Origin of the sequence: Paenibacillus sp. FSL L8-0333, from assembly GCF_037965665.1 — a bacterium.
Taxonomy (GTDB): Bacteria; Bacillota; Bacilli; order Paenibacillales; family Paenibacillaceae; genus Paenibacillus_AQ; species Paenibacillus_AQ odorifer.
Genome location: NZ_CP150186.1, coordinates 5249028 through 5269418, shown reverse-complemented (window position 1 = coordinate 5269418; position 20391 = coordinate 5249028). Strand labels below are relative to the sequence as shown.

Here is a 20391-nt window from a genome sequence, read left to right as displayed (position 1 = left end):
ATGAAGGCTGAAATAGAAGCGAAACCGGAAGGAAGTATATGGAGTGATGACCAGTGGCGCGCCATTGCGGAGAGCGGTGATGACATCCTCGTTGCTGCGGCAGCAGGTTCCGGTAAGACGGCGGTGCTGGTAGAACGGATTATTCGAAAAATCAGTAAGGAAGAGAACGGCTTCAGTGTAGACAGGCTATTAGTAGCTACGTTTACCAAAGCTGCGGCTGCCGAAATGCGGCAGCGGATCAGGGAAGCCCTTGATCGGGAGCTGGAGGAGAATGGGGAGAACGACCATTTGCGCCGTCAGCTATCCCTGCTGGGCAAAGCTTCGATTACAACGTTGCACTCCTTCTGTCTGGAAGTGATCCGGCGTTATTATCAAATGATTCCGATTGATCCGGGTTTTCGCATATTAAATGAGCATGAAGCGGAGATGATGCGGCAGGAGCTGCTCGAAGAGTTGCTGGAGGAAAAGTACGGTGAAGCAGGTGCGGATGGCGAGGATAGTATATTTGTGCAGCTCGCTGATTGGTTCAGTGGTGAACGCAGTGATGATGCAGTGCATGCGCTCATACAGCGATTGCATGATTATGCCCGCAGCCATCCTTGGCCTGCGCAATGGCTCCGTGATACTGCAGCTGATTTCTCATTGCCAGACACCGAAAGTCTGGGTGGAACGCCATGGGTGCTGAGCATTCTTGAAGAAGCGAAGCTGACACTTGCGGGCGCAGCCAGTCAGCTGATTCAAGGCCGGGAGATTGCACTGCAGCCGGGCGGTCCGGCACCCTATGCTGAGAATTTAACCGCTGATCTTGAGATGGTAAATGCACTGCAGGATGCCGTAAACGAACGACCTTGGGCAGAATTATATGATATTTTCATGGAAGTATATTTTGGGAAATTAAAGGCTTGTAAGAAGGATTCGACAGATCCTGGACTGCAGGAGATGGTGAAGGAACTGCGCGACAGTGTGAAGAAGAGTATTTTAGATCTTCAGAAAGCATTGTTTGGCCGTCCGCCTGAGGTTTTTTTGAAAGAGCTGAACGAAGCGGCTCCACTGATGGCAGAGCTTGCAGAGACAGTGATAGCATTCGGTGAACGTTATAGAATTGAAAAAGCAGGAAGAGGTCTAGTCGACTTCAGTGATTTGGAGCATTATTGTCTGCAAATTCTACGCCATCCGGACTCTACGCCCGGTCATTCCCTGCCTTCTGATGCAGCTATGGAATACCGTGCTCAATTCGATGAGGTTCTGCTGGATGAGTATCAGGATACGAATAGTGTGCAAGAGGAGATTGTGCGGCTAATATCCCGTGAAACACCCGGTAACCGGTTTATGGTCGGAGATATGAAGCAAAGTATCTATCGATTCCGTCTGGCGGAGCCGGGGCTATTCCTGGATAAATACCGCAGCTTTGGCTCACACCAAATCGATGATCTATCTGAAATTACTAATGAATCATCTAGCGGTTCGGTCATCGATCTGGCCCGTAATTTTCGCAGTCGCATGGAGGTTGTAAATGCCGTGAATATGATCTTCCGGCAGATTATGAATGAGACGGTAGCGGAGATTAATTATGATGAACGCGCTGAGCTTGTTTACGGAGCGAATTTCCCAGGTGCAGCAGAGAAGGGGCCTGATATCTTTTTTGCACCGGAGTTATTATTGATTGATCGTGGTTCGGCAGCAGGGAAGTCAGAAGAGACCTCTGAAGACGGTGAGGCGCCACTTCAGGAGAGTGAAGCCATTGAGAGCGAGACGGCGCAGCTGGAAGCGCGGGCAATTGCCCGGCGTATTTCACAAATGACGGGGATGACCGGTGGATCGCCACTGCTTATCTACGATAAAGGACTCAAGATTATGCGCCCGGTTATTTACGGTGATATCGTGATCCTGCTTCGCTCGGCAAGAATCTGGACCCCTCTAATCATCGAAGAGCTTCGGATGGAAGGAATCCCTGCTTATGGTGATCTGAATAAAGGTTATTTTGAAGCTACAGAAGTGGAAATTGCACTTTCCCTCTTAAAAATAGTTGATAATCCTCAGCAGGACATTCCGCTGGCTGGCGTACTTCGTTCACCTGTGGTCGGATTAACGGAAGAAGAATTGGCTACGGTGCGTATGTGTAGTCAGGGTCCTTTTTTTCAAGCAGTACAGATGGCGGTGGATATGCAAGATGCAAAAGAGGCTGAAGAAGAGTATGACCTCTTCTCGGCTCATGTGATTGAATCCGCAAGCACCGTCGAAAATAATGTTTTACCTGATAAAGATCTGCCGCAGATCAGTCCAGAACTGAAGCGCAAGCTTAAACATTTCCTAGAACAGCTGGAAAGCTGGAGAAATGCGGCTAGACAAGGTAGTCTCAGTGAGCTGATCTGGCGTATCTATGGGGAGAGCGGCTATCTGGAATGGGTTGGAGGACTGCCTGGAGGCTCGCAGCGCCAGAACAATCTTAAAGCTTTGTATGATCGGGCTGTGCAATTTGAGAATGACACCGCAGCACGCGGATTGTTCCGTTTTCTGGTGTTCATTTCACGGCTTCGTGAGAATGGCGGAGATCTGGGTGTAGCTGGCGGTGGCGGTGAAGAAGGCAATGGCGTCAGAATCATGACCATCCATAAATCCAAAGGTCTGGAGTTCCCTGTTGTTTTTGTAGCCGGGATGGCAAAACAGTTCAATCGACAAGATTTGCATTCGCCATTTCTTATGCACAAAGAGCTTGGCTTTGGGCCACGTTTTGTGGAACGGGAAACGCGAGTTAGTTACCCAACACTTCCTTATCTGGCTATTAACCGGCGTACACGGCTTGAGTTATTAGCTGAGGAAATGCGTGTATTATATGTGGCGTTAACTCGTCCGAGAGATAAAATGATTCTAGTGGGCACCGTAAGAGATTTGCCACGCAAAATCGCTAGCTGGAGCAGCGTACAGAACCGGGATGAGCTGCTGCTTGCAGACCATCTGCTGGCCCGAGGGCGCAGCTATTTGGATTGGGTTGGACCGGCATTGATCCGGCACCCTGCTGCGGCGATTCTTCGTAAGCTGGGCGGTTCAGAAGGTACCGTCTCCACGGTGCTGCACAACGATGTCTCCAACTGGAGCATCAGTGTGCAAAATGCTTCCGAACTTAATTCTGGGGCGTTCCTGCCAACGGATCAGACTGAAGATAAGGTAGAGGAACGGCAAGCTGTACTCGAAGCACTGCATAAGGGTGAATCTGTAAATATATATGAAACAGAGACTAGCGATGAAATTGCTAGAAGACTGGAATGGAATTATCCGTATGCGGCAGCCTCAGGTATTCCGACTAAAACTTCTGTTACGGAGTTAAAAGCGTTGTTGTCATTACAGGAGCAGCCCTCTTTTGATCTGCTGGAAGAAGGCAATTCTACAACCTCAATAGAAAACGATAAACGTCCAAGTGTTGCAGGTGCGGACAGTCTTCATTTGCGGCGTCCGAAATTTATGGAAAAACGCAGTCTGACCCCAGCGGAACGCGGGACAGCATACCATACAGTCATGCAGCATATTCCGCTGGAGGGTTCAGTTGATCCTATGGTTGTGGAAGAAACCTTAGCCCGACTTCAGAGAGTGGCTATTCTAACTGCTGAGCAGGTGGAGGCTGTAGCTCCCGATCAGATAGAAGCTTTTTATAATAATGAACTTGGACGTAGATTAATAGCTTCTTCTTGGAAGCTTAGAGAAATGCCATTCAGTTATATGGTTCCCGCAGGTGAGGCTTATCGAGGGCTCGATTATATGAATGAAGCCGTCTCGGAGCTTACCCCTGAGAACAATAAGGAAGGCTTTAGTGAGGCTGTGCTAATTCAAGGGGTCATTGACTGCCTGTTCCGAGAAGAGGACCGGATTATTCTGCTAGACTATAAGACGGACTCTGTATTAGAACATCAGGGCGGCCTAGAAGCACTTAAGGAAAAATATCGTTTTCAGCTAGAGTTATACAGCAAGGCATTACATGATATTTTGGGAGAACCGATCAGCGAGATTTGGCTGTACTTTTTTGACGGCGATCATGCTGTGAAATTATAAATTATTCATTGCCGCATAGGAGCGGGGAAAGAGGACGAAGATGCGGATATTGCATACGGGGGATTGGCACTTGGGCCGTACGCTGGAGGGAAGAAGCCGCCAGAAGGAGCAAGAGCAGTTCATAGATGAATTGGTGGAGATCGCCGATTTTCATAAGGTGGATTTGATTATGATGGCGGGAGATGTGTACGATTCCGTTAATCCACCAGCGGCTTCGGAGCAATTATTCTATGAGGCTGCTGCCAGGCTATCTTCAGGGGGCAGGCCCCTTGTGGTGATTGCCGGCAATCATGACCAACCGGAGCGCGTATCTTCAGTCTCCCCGCTTGTATTAAGGCAGGGGATTACCTTGGTAGGACTTCCAACCTCAGAGCCAGTGACAGTTCATGCTGCGCGCACGGGTGAGATTGCCAAAATCGCAGCCCTTCCCTATCCCTCAGAGGCACGTCTTGGTGAGCTGCTTGCTGGGGACAGCGGGGAAGAGGAGCTTCGACTGGCTTACAGCGCACGGGTAGGCAAACTCATGCAGCTGTTGGGAAGGGAATTTACCCGACAAACCGTAAATTTGGCGATGAGCCATATTTATGTGCTGGGTGGTGTAGAGAGTGATTCGGAACGCCCGATTCAAGTGGGTGGGGCTTACACTGTAGATCCTTCTGCTTTATCCTGTGGAGCGCAATATACTGCCCTAGGCCATCTTCATCGCGCTCAGCGTGTTAAAGGGGAAGGGATGATCCGTTATAGCGGATCCCCGTTGGCATATAGCTTTTCGGAAGCAGGACAAGCCAAGTCGGTGACGCTGATTGATGTCGCGCCGGGCGGTGAGCCGACCTTCGAAGAAATCTATCTACGCTGTGGGCGTCCACTTGTAAGATGGAGCTCTACGGGTGGATTGCAAGAGGTATATAACTGGTTGGATGAAGGTAGAGATGCTTCTGCTTTTATAGATTTGGAGATTCGGCTCAGTGAAGCTATGTCGATGAATGATATTCAGCGCCTGCGTAAATCACGTGAGGGGATCATTCATATTCGTCCGATTTATCCGCAAATGGAGCTGGAGCTCGAACAGATTTCCCGTTCACGTATGCCTGTACAAGAATTGTTCCGTAAATTCTATCAGCGGCAGACGGGCGGGGCGGAGCCGGAGGATCGTTTGATTGAGCTGTTCTTACAGCTAACCGAAGAAGAACGGCAGCAGCCGGAGGAAGGAGAGGAGAACTAAGGTGAAGCCTATTTTTTTAAAAGTTGCAGGATTGCAGAGTTATAGAGAAATGCAGGAAATAGATTTTGAAAGTCTGTGTGAGACCGGGCTGTTTGGGATTTTTGGACCTACGGGCAGCGGCAAGTCCAGTTTGTTGGATGCTATTACTTTGGCGATGTACGGGAAAGTAGAGCGCGCCGTTAACGGGACACAGGGGATTATGAATCACTCTGAGGATTCACTCAGCGTGGCGTTTACCTTCGAGCTCACTTCCTCTGCTGGGGCACATCGTTATCGTGTTGAACGTAAGTTCAAGCGGACAGGTGAGCAAACAGTCAGCAACACCATTAGCCGTTTCATTGAAGTCACACCTGACGGGGATAACGTTATGGCGGATAAACTCGCAGATGTTACACGTTGTGTGGAAGAGCATATTGGACTCAAAATGGATGACTTCACGCGAGCAGTTGTATTGCCGCAGGGGAAATTCGCCGAATTCTTATCGCTTCGGGGCGTAGACCGCCGACAAATGCTGCAGCGCCTGTTCCATTTGGAACAGTATGGCGATCAGCTTGCGTTGAAGCTTAGCCGGCGGGTGAAGGAGAATGAGGCTGCGCTCCGCGCGCTCGAAGCGGAGCAGCAGGGGCTTGGCAGCGCAGGCAAAGAGGATGTAGAGGCAGCGGCGGAGCGCCTCGAACAAGCAGCCCAACATGCTGTGGAATGCCGCCGCAAGCTGGAGGCGGCGCTGCAGGTCGCGGAGCGTTTCACGCGCATTCGCGAGCTGCAAGAGGAACGGACCCGCCGCGAATTGCAGCGGCAGGGACTGCTTTCCAAGGAGGAGGAGATTCTCCTCCTTGAACGGAAGCTCGGCCAAGCTGACGAGGCCGAGGCTAGGCTTCCCGCGCTGAAAGCATGGCGAAGCGCGGAAGAAGCCTTCAAGAGCCGATTGACCCGCGCGGAGGGTCAAGAGGTGCTGGCCGCCGCTGCCGAGCAGGAGGCGGCGCGTGCCGCTGCGGCCGCGGCTGCTGCGCAGGCCGCGCTTGCGGCGGAAGAGCCGGCCCTCCGGCAGGGGGCCGACACCTACCGCCGCGCGCTCGAGCTCGAGTCCGAGCTCGGCGCCCTGCGGCGCGAACTCGCGGCTCTGCGCGAGCGCCGCGAAGAGGCCTCCCGCAAGCTGGCGGAGCTGCGGGAGGGCATGGCCCGGGAGCGTGAGCTTTTGGCCAAGGGCCAAAAGCGCCAGCAAGAGCTGCAGCAGAGCTTGCAGCCGCTCGGTGTCCGCTCCCAGGAGCGGCAGTCTCTGCAAGAAGCGATGCAGAGACTGCAAGGGCTGCACTCCGCCGAATCCCAGTGGGATTCGGCGGAGAAGGAGCGCCGCGAGCGTGCCGCTGCACTCGCGGCTGCGCAGGCGCGACTCGCTGAGGCTGATGGCCGTCGCGAGCAGCAGGAAGCTTCTCGCGGGCAGCTGATCCGCGAGGCGGCGCTGCATCAAGAGAAGCTGCTGGCGACAGAAGAAGCTGCGCGCACCGCAGCAGAAAGCCTGGAGCAACATATCAGTTCTTTGGAAGCAGCCCTCAAGGGGCATGAGTTGCACAGACTGTCGCTTGGATTGGCTAAAGAATTGGAAGCAGGACAACCTTGCCCTGTATGTGGCAGCGAACACCACCCGACCCCTGCTGTATTGCAGGATAACCTAGAGCAACAGGAACTGGAGTCAAAGCTTCAACAGGCTCGGGTGTTGTCCAGACGTGCTTTGGAAGCACGCCATATGTTCCGTGGTTTAAGGGAGCAGGACCTGGTTTGGCTGGAGCAGGTGTTTGGTGATGGAGCTTTTGATACGGTAAATCATCCTGCAGCGGCAGGTTCAGAAGTCAGTACTACAGAGGTTTCCTCTACCGATATGTCCATCCCAGATGAAAAAGCTTTGGCAGAACTTGATGCTGCATTTTTAGCATTAAAAAGCCAGTCTGGAGAACTGCGCCGTACAGCGATACAGTGGCAGCAATCGATGCAGGAAGTTCAGCAGCTATGCCTCAAAGAAGCAGCAGGTGCCGAAGGTGAGCGAAGCTGGGTAGAAGGTCTTACCGCCAAAGCCAAGGAACTGAGTGGCCAACTAACCGCTTTGCGGCAGAACTGGGTACAGCAGTTCCCTGATTTGGCACCGGAAGAGGTAGAAAAAGCTTATCGTGAGCTGTTAGCCAAGGATGCTCAAGCTGAGGAAATTAGATCCCGACTGGAAATCAGTGTCAAGTTTCTGGATGAGAAAAGCGCTTCGGTACAGAATCTTCAGGAAACTATCACCGGACTCGATAAAGAGCTTACTCAGTGGAATACACAGATGGAAGGCAAAGAAGAATTGCAGCGTGAAAAAGAACGGCGTCTTCTAGAGTGGACTAATGGCCGCGCTGCTGCCCCACTTCTAGCAGAGTGTGAGCGTCGTCTGCAGGAATTGTTAGCAGCTGTGGAGACCAGCCAACGATTACATCTCACGGCAGCGGAAAAAGCGCAGCATGAGATCAAGGAGGCAGCGATTACCCGCCAGGCTGCAGAATCTGCTCGAGAGCATTATGTGACTTCAAGCCATCTGTGGGAGCAAAGCTTAACCTCTTCACCGTTTAGTTCGGCCGCTGAGGTTGAAGGAGCAGCTCTCGCACCTGAAGAGCGGGAAATTTCATCTTCTCGGGTACGTGCCCATCGTGCTGAAGAAGCTGAAGTCTCATTGCAGCTGCGCAATATTGAAGAGAAGCTTGATGGAGCCAGCTTAAGTGAAGAGGAATGGCAAGTTAGCCAGGAGAGCTTAAGCGCGTGTAAGTCAGAGGATGAAATGTCTCTGCAAGCAAGAGCGCGTGCAGAGCGAGATCTAGAGGATCTGCGGCATCGGCATATTCGCTGGATGGAGCTTGAAGCCCAGCGGCTAGAACATGCTTCCCTACAGGATCATTTGTCCAAATTGCAGACGGTTTTACGTGGAAATGCTTTTGTTGAGTATATTGCGGAGGAACAATTGATGCAGGTGTGCCAGTCTGCTTCTCAGCGGCTTCGTTTCCTGAGCAAACAGCGTTATGCGCTGGAGGTTGATTCGGGCGGTGGCTTTGTAATCCGTGATGATGGAAACGGTGGTGTAAGAAGACCGGTCTCCACGCTTTCCGGCGGAGAGACGTTCTTAACTTCCTTGTCACTTGCACTTGCTCTTTCGGCACAGATTCAGCTGCGGGGGCAGTATCCATTGCAATTTTTCTTTTTGGACGAAGGTTTTGGTACGCTGGATCCGGAATTGCTCGATACGGTAATTACCTCACTGGAAAGACTGCATAACGACCAACTGTCTGTCGGCATTATCAGCCATGTTCCAGAGCTTCGGGCACGACTGCCACGCAAGCTGGTAGTAGTACCTGCTGAACAGGGTGGAGGGGGATCTCGGATCCTTTTGGAAAAAATGTGAAGATCTACAATGTGTGTGATTCTTATCACAGATACAGTATCAACGCGCTGTTATAATACAGCTAAGCCGACATTACTTTAGAAACACCTCGGCGGACGTATGGTAGGGAATGAACTCCTTTTCATACGTCCGCCGCCGAATCAGCTTTATAAGCTGTGAAGGGTGTTTCTCTTTTTTTTGTCTTTTTTAGGCCTAACGGTGTTGATATATTTATTTAATGGTTCATTCTGTAACAGATACAGTTTGGGGCTGATTATACTGAGTTTGCTTGCTGCTTTCGTAATTGATGATTATCCTGTATGATTATCTTATGATGAAGTGGAATTTCACCAATTTTTAGGAGGCAAGCACTCTATGGAGACCGTGTTTAGCAAAATTATTGAGGGTACTATTCCTTCCAAAAAAGTATTTGAGAATGAACGTATTCTTGCATTTTACGACATCGAGCCGGCTGCACCGGTACATGTGTTGATCATTCCCAAGAAGTTCATTGCTTCAATGAATGATGTTACACCTGAGGATCTTCCGCTAATTGCTGAAATCCACAGTGTAGCCCAACAGATCGCCAAAGACCTTGGAATTGCTGAGTCTGGTTATCGTTTAATCAATAATTGCGGGCCTGATAGTGGACAAGCTGTGCCTCATCTTCATTATCACCTGCTGGGTGGAGCCAAGCTGGGTGCTCTCACTGGAAACTCAGCTTCGCACGCATAGCATAATCATTTAATGTTGAAGAACTTGCCAGAAAAAAGAATAGCACGAAGGTTGACACGTTATTTCCGTTTGACCTATAATGGAGTTTGATAAACCGTGTTATGCTCTTGGACGGTATGGTCGGAGGGAGGGGAAACCTGTGTCTGAAACGAAAGTTCGCAAAAACGAGACAATTGATGCTGCACTTCGTCGCTTTAAACGTTCCATCGCAAAAGATGGTGTCTTGGCTGAGGTGAAGAAACGCAAACATTACGAAAAGCCGAGCGTTAAGAAAAAGCTGAAGTCTGAGGCTGCTCGTAAGAGAAAGTTTTAGGAGGATTACCCACGCATGAATCTTAGCGAGAGATTGAACGAAGATATGAAGCAAGCGATGAAGAGTAAGGACAAGTTCACGCTCTCCACGATTCGAATGGTTCGTTCTACAATAAAGTATCTTGAAATAGATCTGAAGAGAACATTGGACGACAACGAAGTGCTTGATATCCTTAGTCGTGAAATCAAACAGCGCAAAGATGCCCTCCAAGAATTTGAATCAGCGGGTCGCGACGAGCTTGCCGCGAGTACAAAAGCAGAAATCGAGATTATTATTAAATATCTTCCCGAGCAACTTTCCGAAGAAGAAATTAAAGTAATTGTACAGCAGACCATCCAGGAAACCGGTGCTTCTTCGAAGAGCGAAATGGGGAAGGTCATGAGCGCACTGATGCCTAAGGTCAAAGGTCGCGCTGATGGTAAACTCGTGAACCAGGCGGTTCTGCAATTTCTGCAATAATATAGCACTAGCACCCCTTGTAAAAGGGGTGCTTTTCTATGTTATGAAACGTAAATCCAATTTCAGCGTATTAAGGGTTATGAGTTCTGGGTCAAGCTAAAGAAGGGAGGTAAAATCATTGAGAAGATTACGGAAAATACTGTTAGCTAGCATTCCTGTGGTCCTGCTGTTACTCCTCCTGACACCCTTTGCAACGAATGTAAGCGCTGACGGGACAGCCCCGAAAACACCGGGGGTTACGAACAGTGAGCTGAAACAAGGTCCCGTGTTTATTATTCCGGTAGATCAAAAGATTGAACGGGGTTTGCAAAGCTTTTTGGAAAGAGGATTTGAAGAAGCCGCTAATTATGGAGCAGTCCTTATTCTACTAGAGGTCGATACACCTGGAGGGCTGGTGAAATCGGCAGAAGAGATTGGGACGATGGTAAGAGAGAGTGAAATACCAACAGCTGCCTATATTAAAGGTGATGCCGCTTCTGCAGGCAGTTACATAGCACTTAATGCAGGTGCAATAATCATGAAGCCGGGCAGTATGATCGGTTCTGCTTCTTTGGTAGACATGAATGGTCAAAAAGTCGATGATGCCAAAATGATATCCTACTGGAGATCTAAAATGATTGGCGCTGCTGCTCTGAATGATCGTGATCCAGACATTGCCGCTGGTATGGTGGATAGTAATTTGGTCGTGGATAAGCCAGAGCTTGGTGTGACTAAGACACAGGGAGAAATCATTGCCTTGTCTAGTGAAGAAGCTTTAAAAGCTGGTTACGCTGATCAAATTACAGATACCCCTGAAGAAGCAATTCATTGGCTTGGATATACTACAGACGACATCTTTCGCGTAGAGCATACCGGTGCGGAAAAAATGTCGCAATTTCTGACCAATCCGATTATTATGACGATTCTGCTGTTCATTGGGATTACAGGCGTTGTAATTGAACTGATTGTTCCAGGCTTTGGTGCGCCAGGAATTATCGGGACATTGGCTTTTGTGCTATATTTCTTCGGCAACTATGTTGCAGGATTCGCCGGAGCGGAAACTTGGCTCTTGTTTATCATTGGGCTTGTCATGCTTGTGCTGGAGCTCTTTGTGCCTAGCTTCGGAATATTGGGGCTGCTCGGCTCTGTTAGCCTTGTAGCGGGTGTCGTACGAGCTGCTTACAGCTATAAGCATGCACTTCTCAGTCTAGGTATCTCTTTCGTAGCTGCGACTATAGTTGTAGTAATTGTTGCGGTCATTTTTAAAGAACGAGGGATCTGGAACAGATTTATTTTGAAGGAAAGCCTTACTAAAGATCAGGGATTTGTGCCCGTAGAAGAGAAGCTTAGCTTATTAGGCGCTACAGGAACCAGTATTACTCCGCTTCGTCCATCAGGAACGGCTATGATAGGCGGCGAACGTGTGGATGTTGTTACAGAAGGTAGTTTTATTAGTGCTAATGCACCGGTCTCTATTATTAAAGTAGAGGGCGGACGGATTGTTGTGAAAGAAATCAAGGAATAAGGTAAACACTGGAACCAATAACAGTTCTAGAATAAATTTACGGAGGTTATATAGTATGGGTGAAGCATCTTTGATTCCTATTCTGTTTATCGCGGTAGTGGTGATTATTGTATTAAGCGTGTTTTTAAGTTTCTTCCCGGTTATGCTCTGGATTTCTGCATTAGCGTCGGGCGTTAGAATCAGTATTATTACACTGGTGGCGATGAGACTGCGTCGTGTAACCCCAAGTCGTATCGTTAACCCAATGATTAAAGCGACCAAGGCAGGTCTTGGACTGAACATTAATCAACTGGAGAGTCACTATCTCGCAGGTGGTAACGTAGACCGGGTGGTTAATGCGCTTATTGCAGCACAACGTGCAGATATTCCTCTGGAATTTACTCGCGCAGCAGCCATTGATCTTGCAGGACGTGATGTGCTGCAGGCTGTGCAAATGAGCGTTAACCCTCGTGTAATTGAGACACCGGTTGTTGCGGCTGTTGCTAAGAACGGGATTGAAGTTAAGGTAAAAGCGCGCGTAACTGTTCGTGCCAATATCGACCGTCTCGTGGGTGGTGCGGGTGAAGAAACGATTATTGCCCGTGTTGGTGAAGGGATTGTAACGACAGTAGGTTCGAGTGATTCCCACAAAGATGTCCTTGAGAACCCGGATTTGATTTCGCGGACGGTATTGTCCAAAGGTCTGGATTCAGGTACTGCTTTTGAGATCCTCTCCATTGATATTGCGGATATCGATGTAGGCAAGAACATCGGTGCTTATCTACAAACTGAGCAAGCAGAAGCGGACAAACGTATTGCCCAAGCCAAGGCGGAAGAACGCAGAGCGATGGCTGTCGCTCACGAGCAAGAGATGAAGGCACGCGTAGTAGAGATGAAGGCTCTTGTTGTAGAAGCTGAATCTCAGGTGCCTATGGCGATGGCTGAGGCGCTCAGAAATGGCCAAATCGGCGTGATGGATTATATGAATATCAAAAACATCGAGGCAGATACCCAAATGCGGGGATCTCTCGGCAAAATGAATGATCAGGACGACAATAACCGTCCTAACAATAATAAATAAAAGGGGATGTGAATCTCCATGAGCTGGATCTATATTATTGCGGTTATTATATTCGCGATCGTATCCAATGTGAATAAAGCAACTAAAAACAAGCCCAAAGGAGCTCCTCGCGGGGGGATGCCCACTTTTGGGGGCGGAGAGGATTCTCCGCTCCGCCGGGTAAAGCGCCCGGATATCGATGGAGGGCGCCAAGCGGAGTCTGGCAGTGGATTTCCTGCTCCTGTTAACACCTCTTCCCGGCAGTCGATGTCAGAGGATAACCGGGAGTATGATGCCTCTCCTGCCTTTCCAGAACCCGCGTATATACCAACTCCAGATTATTCTACTGGAGAAGGAATGTCTTTGGAGCATGCCGATGACGGAGTTGAATTACGCACACAAAGAATGCAAGAAGAGGTGCGGCGTCTTCAATCTGCTTTTGACGGGATAGCGGGTGCAGATTCCAAAAGGTCAAATAAGACTAAGAACACCAACTCACCCTCTGCGGCAGACCAGACACATGGAACAGGGAGTCGTGACGACCTGCGCAATGGTGTAGTCTGGGCAGAGATTCTGGGACCACCGCGTTCTCGTCAGCCGCATTCTACCCGAAGATAATATTTACGGATCATAGTAACAATAAAGCCTCAGTTTCCTATCTTTACGATAGGTTGCCGGGGCTTTTTTTGCTTTTTTCACACTAGAAGGGTCCTCCTTTGTTACTTCTTCTCATAAAAAAAAGCGTTGCCGCATAAGGTGTACAGAAGGCAGGAAGGGGGAACGTCTACTTATGACCCGTATTGGCCGCAGGCTGCGGGGATGGACAAACGGGGTACTGGATCTACCACAGGACTTATTACAGGAAATGCCCCGGATCACCCTGATCGGCAATAAGGAACTGCATATTGAGAACCATCGCGGCGTGCTGCATTTTTCCTCTGGTCAGCTTAAGCTCGCGTTAGCTAAAGGATCGCTTGAAATCAAAGGCGAGGGACTTGTCATCCGAAATATTCTAGGCCAGGAATTGGCTGTAGAAGGCGTTATCGGGGAGATCAGATATAACGAAAGCGAGGAGAGATCATGAAGGAGCCACCTCTGTCATCACTGCGGGGGTTCGTTACACTGCATGTGACGGGACCTCAGGTGGAGCGATTTATTAATTTCATTTCTGAAGCAGGAATCATGATTTGGGATGTGAGGCCCGCTGAGGGCGGCGCTTCCCTTAAGCTGCTTCTGGATGATTTTTATGTCCTCCGGCCGATTTTAAAAAAGACAGGCTGTCGTATGCACGTTACCGGTAGAAGCGGACTTCCATTTCTTATGGCACGGCTGTGGAAAAGGAAATTTTTTGGCATAGGTATTTTAATGTTTGGAATTACACTTTTTATGTTATCTACGATGGTATGGAGTATTAGAGTCGAAGGAAATGAAAAGATTGCCTCTGAGGATATATTGGCTGCTGCTCGCCAGGAGGGGGTGTACCCTTTTCAGTGGATATGGCGTCTGGAGGAGCCGGACAAGCTCTCTAAGGGGCTGCTGGCCCATTTACCGGGTGTTTCTTGGATAGGGCTGCAACGGACGGGGACGAGCATCAAAATTCAGGTTGTAGAGGCTAAACAGCCCGACATCAAACCTTTGCTTAGCCAGCGCCATTTAATTAGCCGAACAGATGCGGTGGTAACAGAAATATATGCGGAACAGGGCAGACCGGTAGTTGCGCGTAATTCGCGTGTGAAAAAAGGAGATATCCTGATTTCCGGTGCTCTTGGAGACGAAGAAAATGTAGAGTATGTGGTAGCCAAGGGTGAGGTTAAGGGCTTGGTTTGGCATGAGTACAATATCGAGGTCCCTCTTAAAACAACAAATAGCACCTACACTGGGGAGCGTAAGGATCGCACTTATCTTGTGTTGGGGAAATGGGCTATTCAGCTGTGGGGTTATGGCAAATCCGCCTTTGAGAATTCAAAGACGCTCACAGAGCATGATCCGCTGTCTTGGCGCTCTATTGAGCTGCCGCTGGGCCTGATGACTGAGAAAGAAATGGAGATCAATGAAACAAAGGATACGATAACTCCAGAAGCCGGAGTTGCGAGGGGAATTGAGCGGGCTAAGAATGATATTTTAGCTCGATATGGTGTTGATAGCGTCATCAAAAGTCAAAAAGTTTTGCATGAGAAGAAAGAGAATGGTAAAGTTTATATGAAAGTGATCTTTGAAGTAGAAGAAAAAATTTCCGAAGAACTGCCAATAGTAAACAATTGAGGAGAATGAGGCTACTTGTCAGAACAGACTGCAAGCATTCGTATATCTTTGCAAAATGCGGGAGAAGCGCAATCGCTGTTTGGCCCGCAGGATGGATTCTTAAAAATCATCGAGAGTGAAATTCCCGCCATTATTGATTCGCGTGAAGCTGAGCTAACGATTCGTGGAGCTGAGCGGGAAGTAGACATGCTGGGGCAATTGTTTAATGTGCTACTGTCCCTCATTCGTAGCGGTTACATACTTACTGAACGTGATGTGCAGTACGCTGTGGAACTGGCGAAAGATTTTCGTGCTGATCAATTGCTCGATTTGTTCAAAGGAGAAATTACTACAACTTTTCGCGGAAAGCCTATCCGTGTCAAAACGGTCGGCCAGAAGCATTATGTGACAACGATCAAGAAGCGTGATATTGTATTCGGAATCGGTCCTGCAGGAACGGGGAAGACCTACTTGGCAGTGGTGCTTGCAGTTACGGCACTGAAAGAGGGTTCGGTTAAGCGTATTGTTCTTACGCGTCCCGCAGTAGAAGCAGGAGAGAGTCTAGGATTCCTTCCAGGGGATTTGCAAGAAAAGGTAGATCCATATCTGCGTCCGCTTTATGATGCGTTATACGACGTTATGGGACCCGATCAGGTGGCTAAGGCGCTTGAACGGGGATTGATTGAGATTGCTCCGCTGGCTTATATGCGCGGACGTACACTGGATGATTCATTTATCATCCTGGATGAAGCACAGAATACCACACCTGAGCAAATGAAAATGTTCCTGACTCGACTCGGCTTCGGGTCCAAAATGGTGATTACAGGTGACGTTACCCAGATTGACCTGCCCCGCGGCAAGAAATCCGGTTTGATTGAAGCCAAAGCGATTTTATCCGGCATAGAAGAACTTGGCTTTGTCTACTTCGCGGAACAGGATGTTGTACGGCATTCCCTGGTGCAGAAAATTATCGTTGCCTATGACCGCTCTGCCGAAAACCTCCAATAAAGGGGATTGTCTTCATGGCTTCAAAGCAACCATCTAAATTAAGCGGATTTGTATATACGAACAACGGATGGAAGTATAGCGCAGTGACACGCTATGCTCTTTTCCTGTTACTCGGACTAGTGTTCTACTTCAGCTTGTCGCCAGAATTGCTACCTAAGAAATATGATATTAAAGAGAATACTTACAGTGCAAAGGAAATAACGGCACCGAAACAAATTAAGGACACCAAAGCTACGTTAAAGGCGGCTGAGGAAGCGGCTGAAAGCGTATCTCCCAAGTACAAAATTATCCCGATGAGGGCGGACAACCTTGTGACCTCACTGCTGGACCGGATAGATCGCCTCAATCAGGATGATCTGATTTCGCAAAGCGATAAGACGGGGATTTATCGTGATGAGATTCCGCAGAGAGCCAGCGACTTCATCTTGAATTTCGTAGCTTCCAATCGAGGCAGCGCTACTTATTCAGATCACCTTCTGGATGAAATGCAATCTGTCATCAAAGAGCAGACCTATGTCATTCCGGAAGAGACTTACATTAAGATTCCGCGCCTGACCTCTCAGGACATTATCGAGATGAAGCCTGTCGCCCGAGATATTGTAACTAGGCTGATGAATGATCAGATTACGGATGCGCAGACTGCTCGCGCCAAGGTAGCGGAACAGGTCAGTATTAGTTCTCTAAGCCAGCGTACAGCGCGTGAGGTTGTTCAGGAGCTTGTACGTCTTGTGATCACAAGTAACAAGTTCTACGATGAGGATGCCACCAAGGAAGCGAAGGTACAAGCTCGGGAGAACACACCTGATGTATTCATCGAGCAAGGGGACACGCTTGTTGCTAAGGGGCAGTTAATTACTCCAGAGCTCTACACTCTTTTGGATGAGAATGGCCTACTAAGCAATGAGGTGAATTACTGGCCCCAATTAGGCCTATTGATTCTCTCTGCGATGCTCTCCGTCGGTTTGCTTGCGTTCATTCGTTATTCTGGCGGTACCTCAGGCTTTAAGTACAACAATTCTCAGCTATTGATGCTGGTGCTTGTATTTGTTATAACTATTATCTCTATGCGGCTGGCCGCTGTTTTGCAGACCGATGTTCGATCTTATATCGGATTCCTGGCACCAGTGGCGATAGGCGCAATGTTAATTGCAATGCTTCTGGACATGCCTTTGGCCTATTTCTGCTCCATTCTATTCAGTGTACTGGCGAGTGTTATTTTGAATGTGCAGCAGAACTCAATCTTTGATTTTAACTTTGGTTTCTTTGCCATCGTGGTTTCTTACGTGGCTATCTTTGCGACTCACCGTGCGGGTCAACGCTCCACGCTCCTTAAAGGCGGGATTATGGTATCGCTTTTTGGCTGTCTGACAGTTTTTATGCAGATACTGTTAGGCGGAGGGGCATGGAAAGAGGTAGGTACCTTGTATTCGGTTGGTTTTGCTTTTGCAGGGGGTCTATTGACGGCTGTGCTTGTGATTGGGCTAATGCCTTTCTTCGAAGCAACCTTTGGTATTCTATCAGCATTGAAGCTGGTAGAATTGTCTAATCCAAACCACCCGCTGCTGCGCAAGCTGCTTACCGAAACCCCGGGAACCTATCACCACAGTGTAATGGTAGGTAACCTGTCGGAGGCTGCCGCGGAAGCAATTGGAGCAGATGGCTTATTATGCCGGGTAGGATCGTATTATCATGATATCGGCAAAACAAAACGTCCGTTTTATTTTATCGAGAATCAGAATAATATGGAAAATCCACATGACTCTATTGAACCGAAGCTTAGTAAATCTATCATCGTTGCCCACGCCCGTGACGGGGTGGAAATGCAACGAGAATATAAGCTGCCAAAACCAATCCGTGACATTGCTGAGCAGCATCATGGAACAACGTTCCTGCATTATTTTTACCATAAGGCACTGAAGCTGGCTGAAGAAAAAGGTGTCGAGGCTGATTTTACCGAGGAAGATTTCCGTTATCCTGGACCGAAAGCCCAGTCGAAGGAAGCAGCCGTTGTGGGGATTGCCGACAGTGTCGAGGCTGCAGTGAGATCATTGCGTAAGCCAACTGTTCTGCAGGTGGAAACGATGATTGAGAAGATTATTAAAAGTCGACTGGATGATCATCAGTTTGACGAATGTGATTTGACGATTAAAGAATTGGATATTATTGCACGGACTCTGAAGGAGACGGTTATGGGAATTTTCCATTCACGGATCGAATACCCAGAAGATGTGCGTAAGCCGAAAAAAGAGGAAGGGGCACCTAACCCATGAGTTTGGAGATCGTTTGGGATAACGAGCAAGAAGAATACGAGATAAAGGACGATCTCATTACGCTGCTGGAGAGTATTTTGCAAAAAGCAGGTGAAGCGGAAGGGATCGATCGGGGCGAGGTAGCTCTTACTTTTGTCGATAACGCTCGTATACATGAGTTGAATTTAGAATATCGGGGAATTGACCGTCCGACGGACGTGCTTTCTTTTGCTATGAATGAAAGCGGAGAGGACGAGCTGGACATTATATACGAGGTAGAGGAAGGCGAGGCGCTGGAAGATGTTCCAGACGTACTTGGGGATATAATCATTTCCGTAACTCGTGCGCAGGAGCAGGCGCTGGAATACGGTCATTCACTGGAACGAGAGCTTGGTTTTCTTTTTGTTCACGGATTTCTGCATTTGTTAGGATATGATCATCAGGATGAAACCTCAGAAGCAGAAATGATGTCCAAGCAAGAAAAAGTACTATCTCAGGTTGGGTTGACGCGCTAATGGTGAAGAACACGGCGGTAGGGCACAAGAAGTTCTGGCACTCTTTTCGGTTTGCATCGCAAGGCTTAGTGTCGGCATTCAAATCCGAGCTTAACATGAAGGTGCATTGCTGTTTAGCGGTGGTTGTGCTAGTTGCCGCTGCCGTGTTCAGACTTCCGCTGGCCAGTTGGATGTTGCTGCTGTTCTCGATCACGCTTGTCCTAACTGCCGAACTGCTCAATACGGCAATTGAAGCGACGGTTGATCTGATCTCGCCAGAGATTCATCCACTGGCTAAGAGAGCAAAAGATACCGCCGCAGGAGCTGTGCTTCTCACGGCGGTGTTTGCTGTCTTAGTCGGGATCTATGTTTTTTACCAGCCTGTGATGGACTGGATTAGCGGACTTATGTCATAATCAGGATACAAAATCAATTCAGGGGAGAGGCGGACCCGCGTTTTGCGATTCCGCCTCTTTCGTTACTGAATAATTTTGAAGTGAGTTATGTACCCGAATATATCTCATGAAGTACGCTGATAAAATTTAGTGCATGCTGAGAAAATAACGATAAACGAAACTAATTAGATGTTTACGAAGTGAGTTTTGTTGAAGTGATAACAGGAAGTTACGATAAACAAAACAGAGCGTATGCTTACGAAGTGAGTTTTGTGCGAAGAAAAATCAACGAAGTCAATACTCACAAAACTTTAGGAGGACAAAATATGGATTCTACTCTTCTTATGCAAGAGGCGATTAAAGCACGAGCTAAAGCTTACATTCCATATTCCCGATTCGGAGTGGGAGCTGCCCTTCTTGATCAGGATGGTCATATTCACCACGGCTGTAATGTGGAAAATGCTGCTTTTGGCCCAACCAACTGTGCGGAACGGACAGCATTATTCCGTGCGATTGCGGATGGACATGCTGTTGGTTCTTTTAAAGCAATTGCCGTAGTAGCTGACTCTGACGGCCCCGTTTCACCTTGCGGTGTGTGCCGGCAAGTAATGATTGAGTTGTGTTCACCAGATATGAAGGTTATTCTTGGAAACATGAAGGGTGATATCGTTGAGACTACGGTGGGAGAATTGCTTCCAGGCGCTTTTGGTCCCGTAGATCTAAAGCAAGGACAAGCTTCAGAATAAAATGAGGTTTTGATTTAATGCCTGTGCCCGTATAAAGGCAAATTAGGCATAGTTAGACGAAGGTTGCTACTTTAATTGCACAATGTACAGTTAAATTGCTACTCTTTCCCACAAAAATGAATTTAGTTGCAGATAGTACAATTAAATTTATGATAAAGTCCATATTAGGCTCTTAAGACAGGATTTAATTGCACAGAATACAACTAAAGCACCAAAACATAAACTCAAACTAAAATTAGTTGTACAAAATACAATTAAAAGTGTTCTAGTTCTACCAAGTTAGGCTAAACTGGTGCAAACTATGTGTTATTAGAGTAATATTACGAGGTAAGCGCCGCGGCAAAAGCCGCCAGCGATTCTTTGCCCATCGTAACTTGAAACCCTGCTTGTAAGCTGCATCTCAGTAATTTTTCTCCATGGTGAGCTTAATGCGAACCGTGTTAATAAGCGACAGTGAAGCGTGTCCCCAACAGGGGACAAAAGCGCTCATGCACAACCGTCCCTCTAATCCCGTCGAACGTTGCGGGTACGCCTATTTTCGGGTG

General features: G+C 48.3%; 16 protein-coding genes. All 16 read left to right on the top strand.

Going from position 1 to position 20391, the window contains the following annotated elements:
• The 16 genes from addA (at position 1) to NYE72_RS23505 (ending at position 19846) form a co-directional block, all read left to right on the top strand.
• Positions 1 to 4044 carry a helicase-exonuclease AddAB subunit AddA gene (gene addA / locus NYE72_RS23580; protein WP_076213986.1) on the top strand — a complete coding sequence of 1348 codons (4044 nt, stop codon included), beginning with the start codon at positions 1 to 3 and terminating at the stop codon, positions 4042 to 4044.
• Between the two features lie 40 nt (positions 4045 to 4084).
• Complete coding sequence (locus NYE72_RS23575; RefSeq protein ID WP_036683873.1) at positions 4085 to 5266, top strand: exonuclease SbcCD subunit D; 1182 nt, start codon at positions 4085 to 4087, stop codon at positions 5264 to 5266.
• A 1-nt stretch (position 5267) separates the two neighbouring features.
• The gene (locus NYE72_RS23570; protein WP_339210556.1) at positions 5268 to 8684 is read left to right on the top strand and encodes an AAA family ATPase; all 3417 of its coding nucleotides are present in this window, start codon (positions 5268 to 5270) and stop codon (positions 8682 to 8684) included.
• Positions 8685 to 9038: 354 nt separating this feature from the next.
• Positions 9039 to 9398, top strand: a complete 360-nt coding sequence (locus NYE72_RS23565; RefSeq protein WP_036683863.1) for a histidine triad nucleotide-binding protein — start codon at positions 9039 to 9041, stop codon at positions 9396 to 9398.
• A gap of 139 nt (positions 9399 to 9537) precedes the next feature.
• Positions 9538 to 9711: a 30S ribosomal protein S21 gene (rpsU, locus tag NYE72_RS23560; protein WP_036657994.1), complete on the top strand. Its 174-nt coding sequence runs from the start codon at positions 9538 to 9540 to the stop codon at positions 9709 to 9711.
• Positions 9712 to 9726: 15 nt separating this feature from the next.
• On the top strand, positions 9727 to 10170 hold the full coding sequence (locus NYE72_RS23555; RefSeq protein ID WP_036683862.1) for a GatB/YqeY domain-containing protein: 444 nt from the start codon (positions 9727 to 9729) through the stop codon (positions 10168 to 10170).
• 118 nt (positions 10171 to 10288) lie between these two features.
• Entirely contained in the window at positions 10289 to 11674 is a 1386-nt protein-coding gene (locus NYE72_RS23550; protein WP_076141827.1) for an NfeD family protein, read from the top strand.
• Positions 11675 to 11729: 55 nt separating this feature from the next.
• Positions 11730 to 12734, top strand: coding sequence for a flotillin-like protein FloA (gene floA / locus NYE72_RS23545; protein WP_036683849.1), 1005 nt, complete (start codon positions 11730 to 11732; stop codon positions 12732 to 12734).
• Between the two features lie 18 nt (positions 12735 to 12752).
• Complete coding sequence (locus NYE72_RS23540) at positions 12753 to 13331, top strand: hypothetical protein (RefSeq protein WP_076098529.1); 579 nt, start codon at positions 12753 to 12755, stop codon at positions 13329 to 13331.
• Positions 13332 to 13503: 172 nt separating this feature from the next.
• Entirely contained in the window at positions 13504 to 13797 is a 294-nt protein-coding gene (yqfC, locus tag NYE72_RS23535) for a sporulation protein YqfC (RefSeq protein ID WP_076098530.1), read from the top strand.
• Positions 13794 to 14975 (top strand): sporulation protein YqfD, encoded by a 1182-nt coding sequence (gene yqfD / locus NYE72_RS23530; RefSeq protein WP_036683842.1) that lies wholly within the window; start codon positions 13794 to 13796, stop codon positions 14973 to 14975. The genes yqfC and yqfD overlap by 4 nt, the downstream gene beginning before the upstream one ends.
• A 15-nt stretch (positions 14976 to 14990) precedes the next feature.
• A complete protein-coding gene (locus tag NYE72_RS23525) occupies positions 14991 to 15962 on the top strand; it encodes a PhoH family protein (RefSeq protein ID WP_036683834.1) in 972 nt (323 codons plus the stop codon).
• 14 nt (positions 15963 to 15976) lie between these two features.
• On the top strand, positions 15977 to 18232 hold the full coding sequence (locus tag NYE72_RS23520) for an HDIG domain-containing metalloprotein (protein WP_036683831.1): 2256 nt from the start codon (positions 15977 to 15979) through the stop codon (positions 18230 to 18232).
• Complete coding sequence (gene ybeY / locus NYE72_RS23515) at positions 18229 to 18726, top strand: rRNA maturation RNase YbeY (protein ID WP_076103762.1); 498 nt, start codon at positions 18229 to 18231, stop codon at positions 18724 to 18726. The genes NYE72_RS23520 and ybeY overlap by 4 nt, the downstream gene beginning before the upstream one ends.
• Complete coding sequence (locus NYE72_RS23510; protein ID WP_036683827.1) at positions 18726 to 19121, top strand: diacylglycerol kinase family protein; 396 nt, start codon at positions 18726 to 18728, stop codon at positions 19119 to 19121. The genes ybeY and NYE72_RS23510 overlap by 1 nt, the downstream gene beginning before the upstream one ends.
• 305 nt (positions 19122 to 19426) lie before the next feature.
• On the top strand, positions 19427 to 19846 hold the full coding sequence (locus NYE72_RS23505) for a cytidine deaminase (protein WP_036683825.1): 420 nt from the start codon (positions 19427 to 19429) through the stop codon (positions 19844 to 19846).
• The last annotated feature ends 545 nt before the right edge of the window (positions 19847 to 20391 follow it).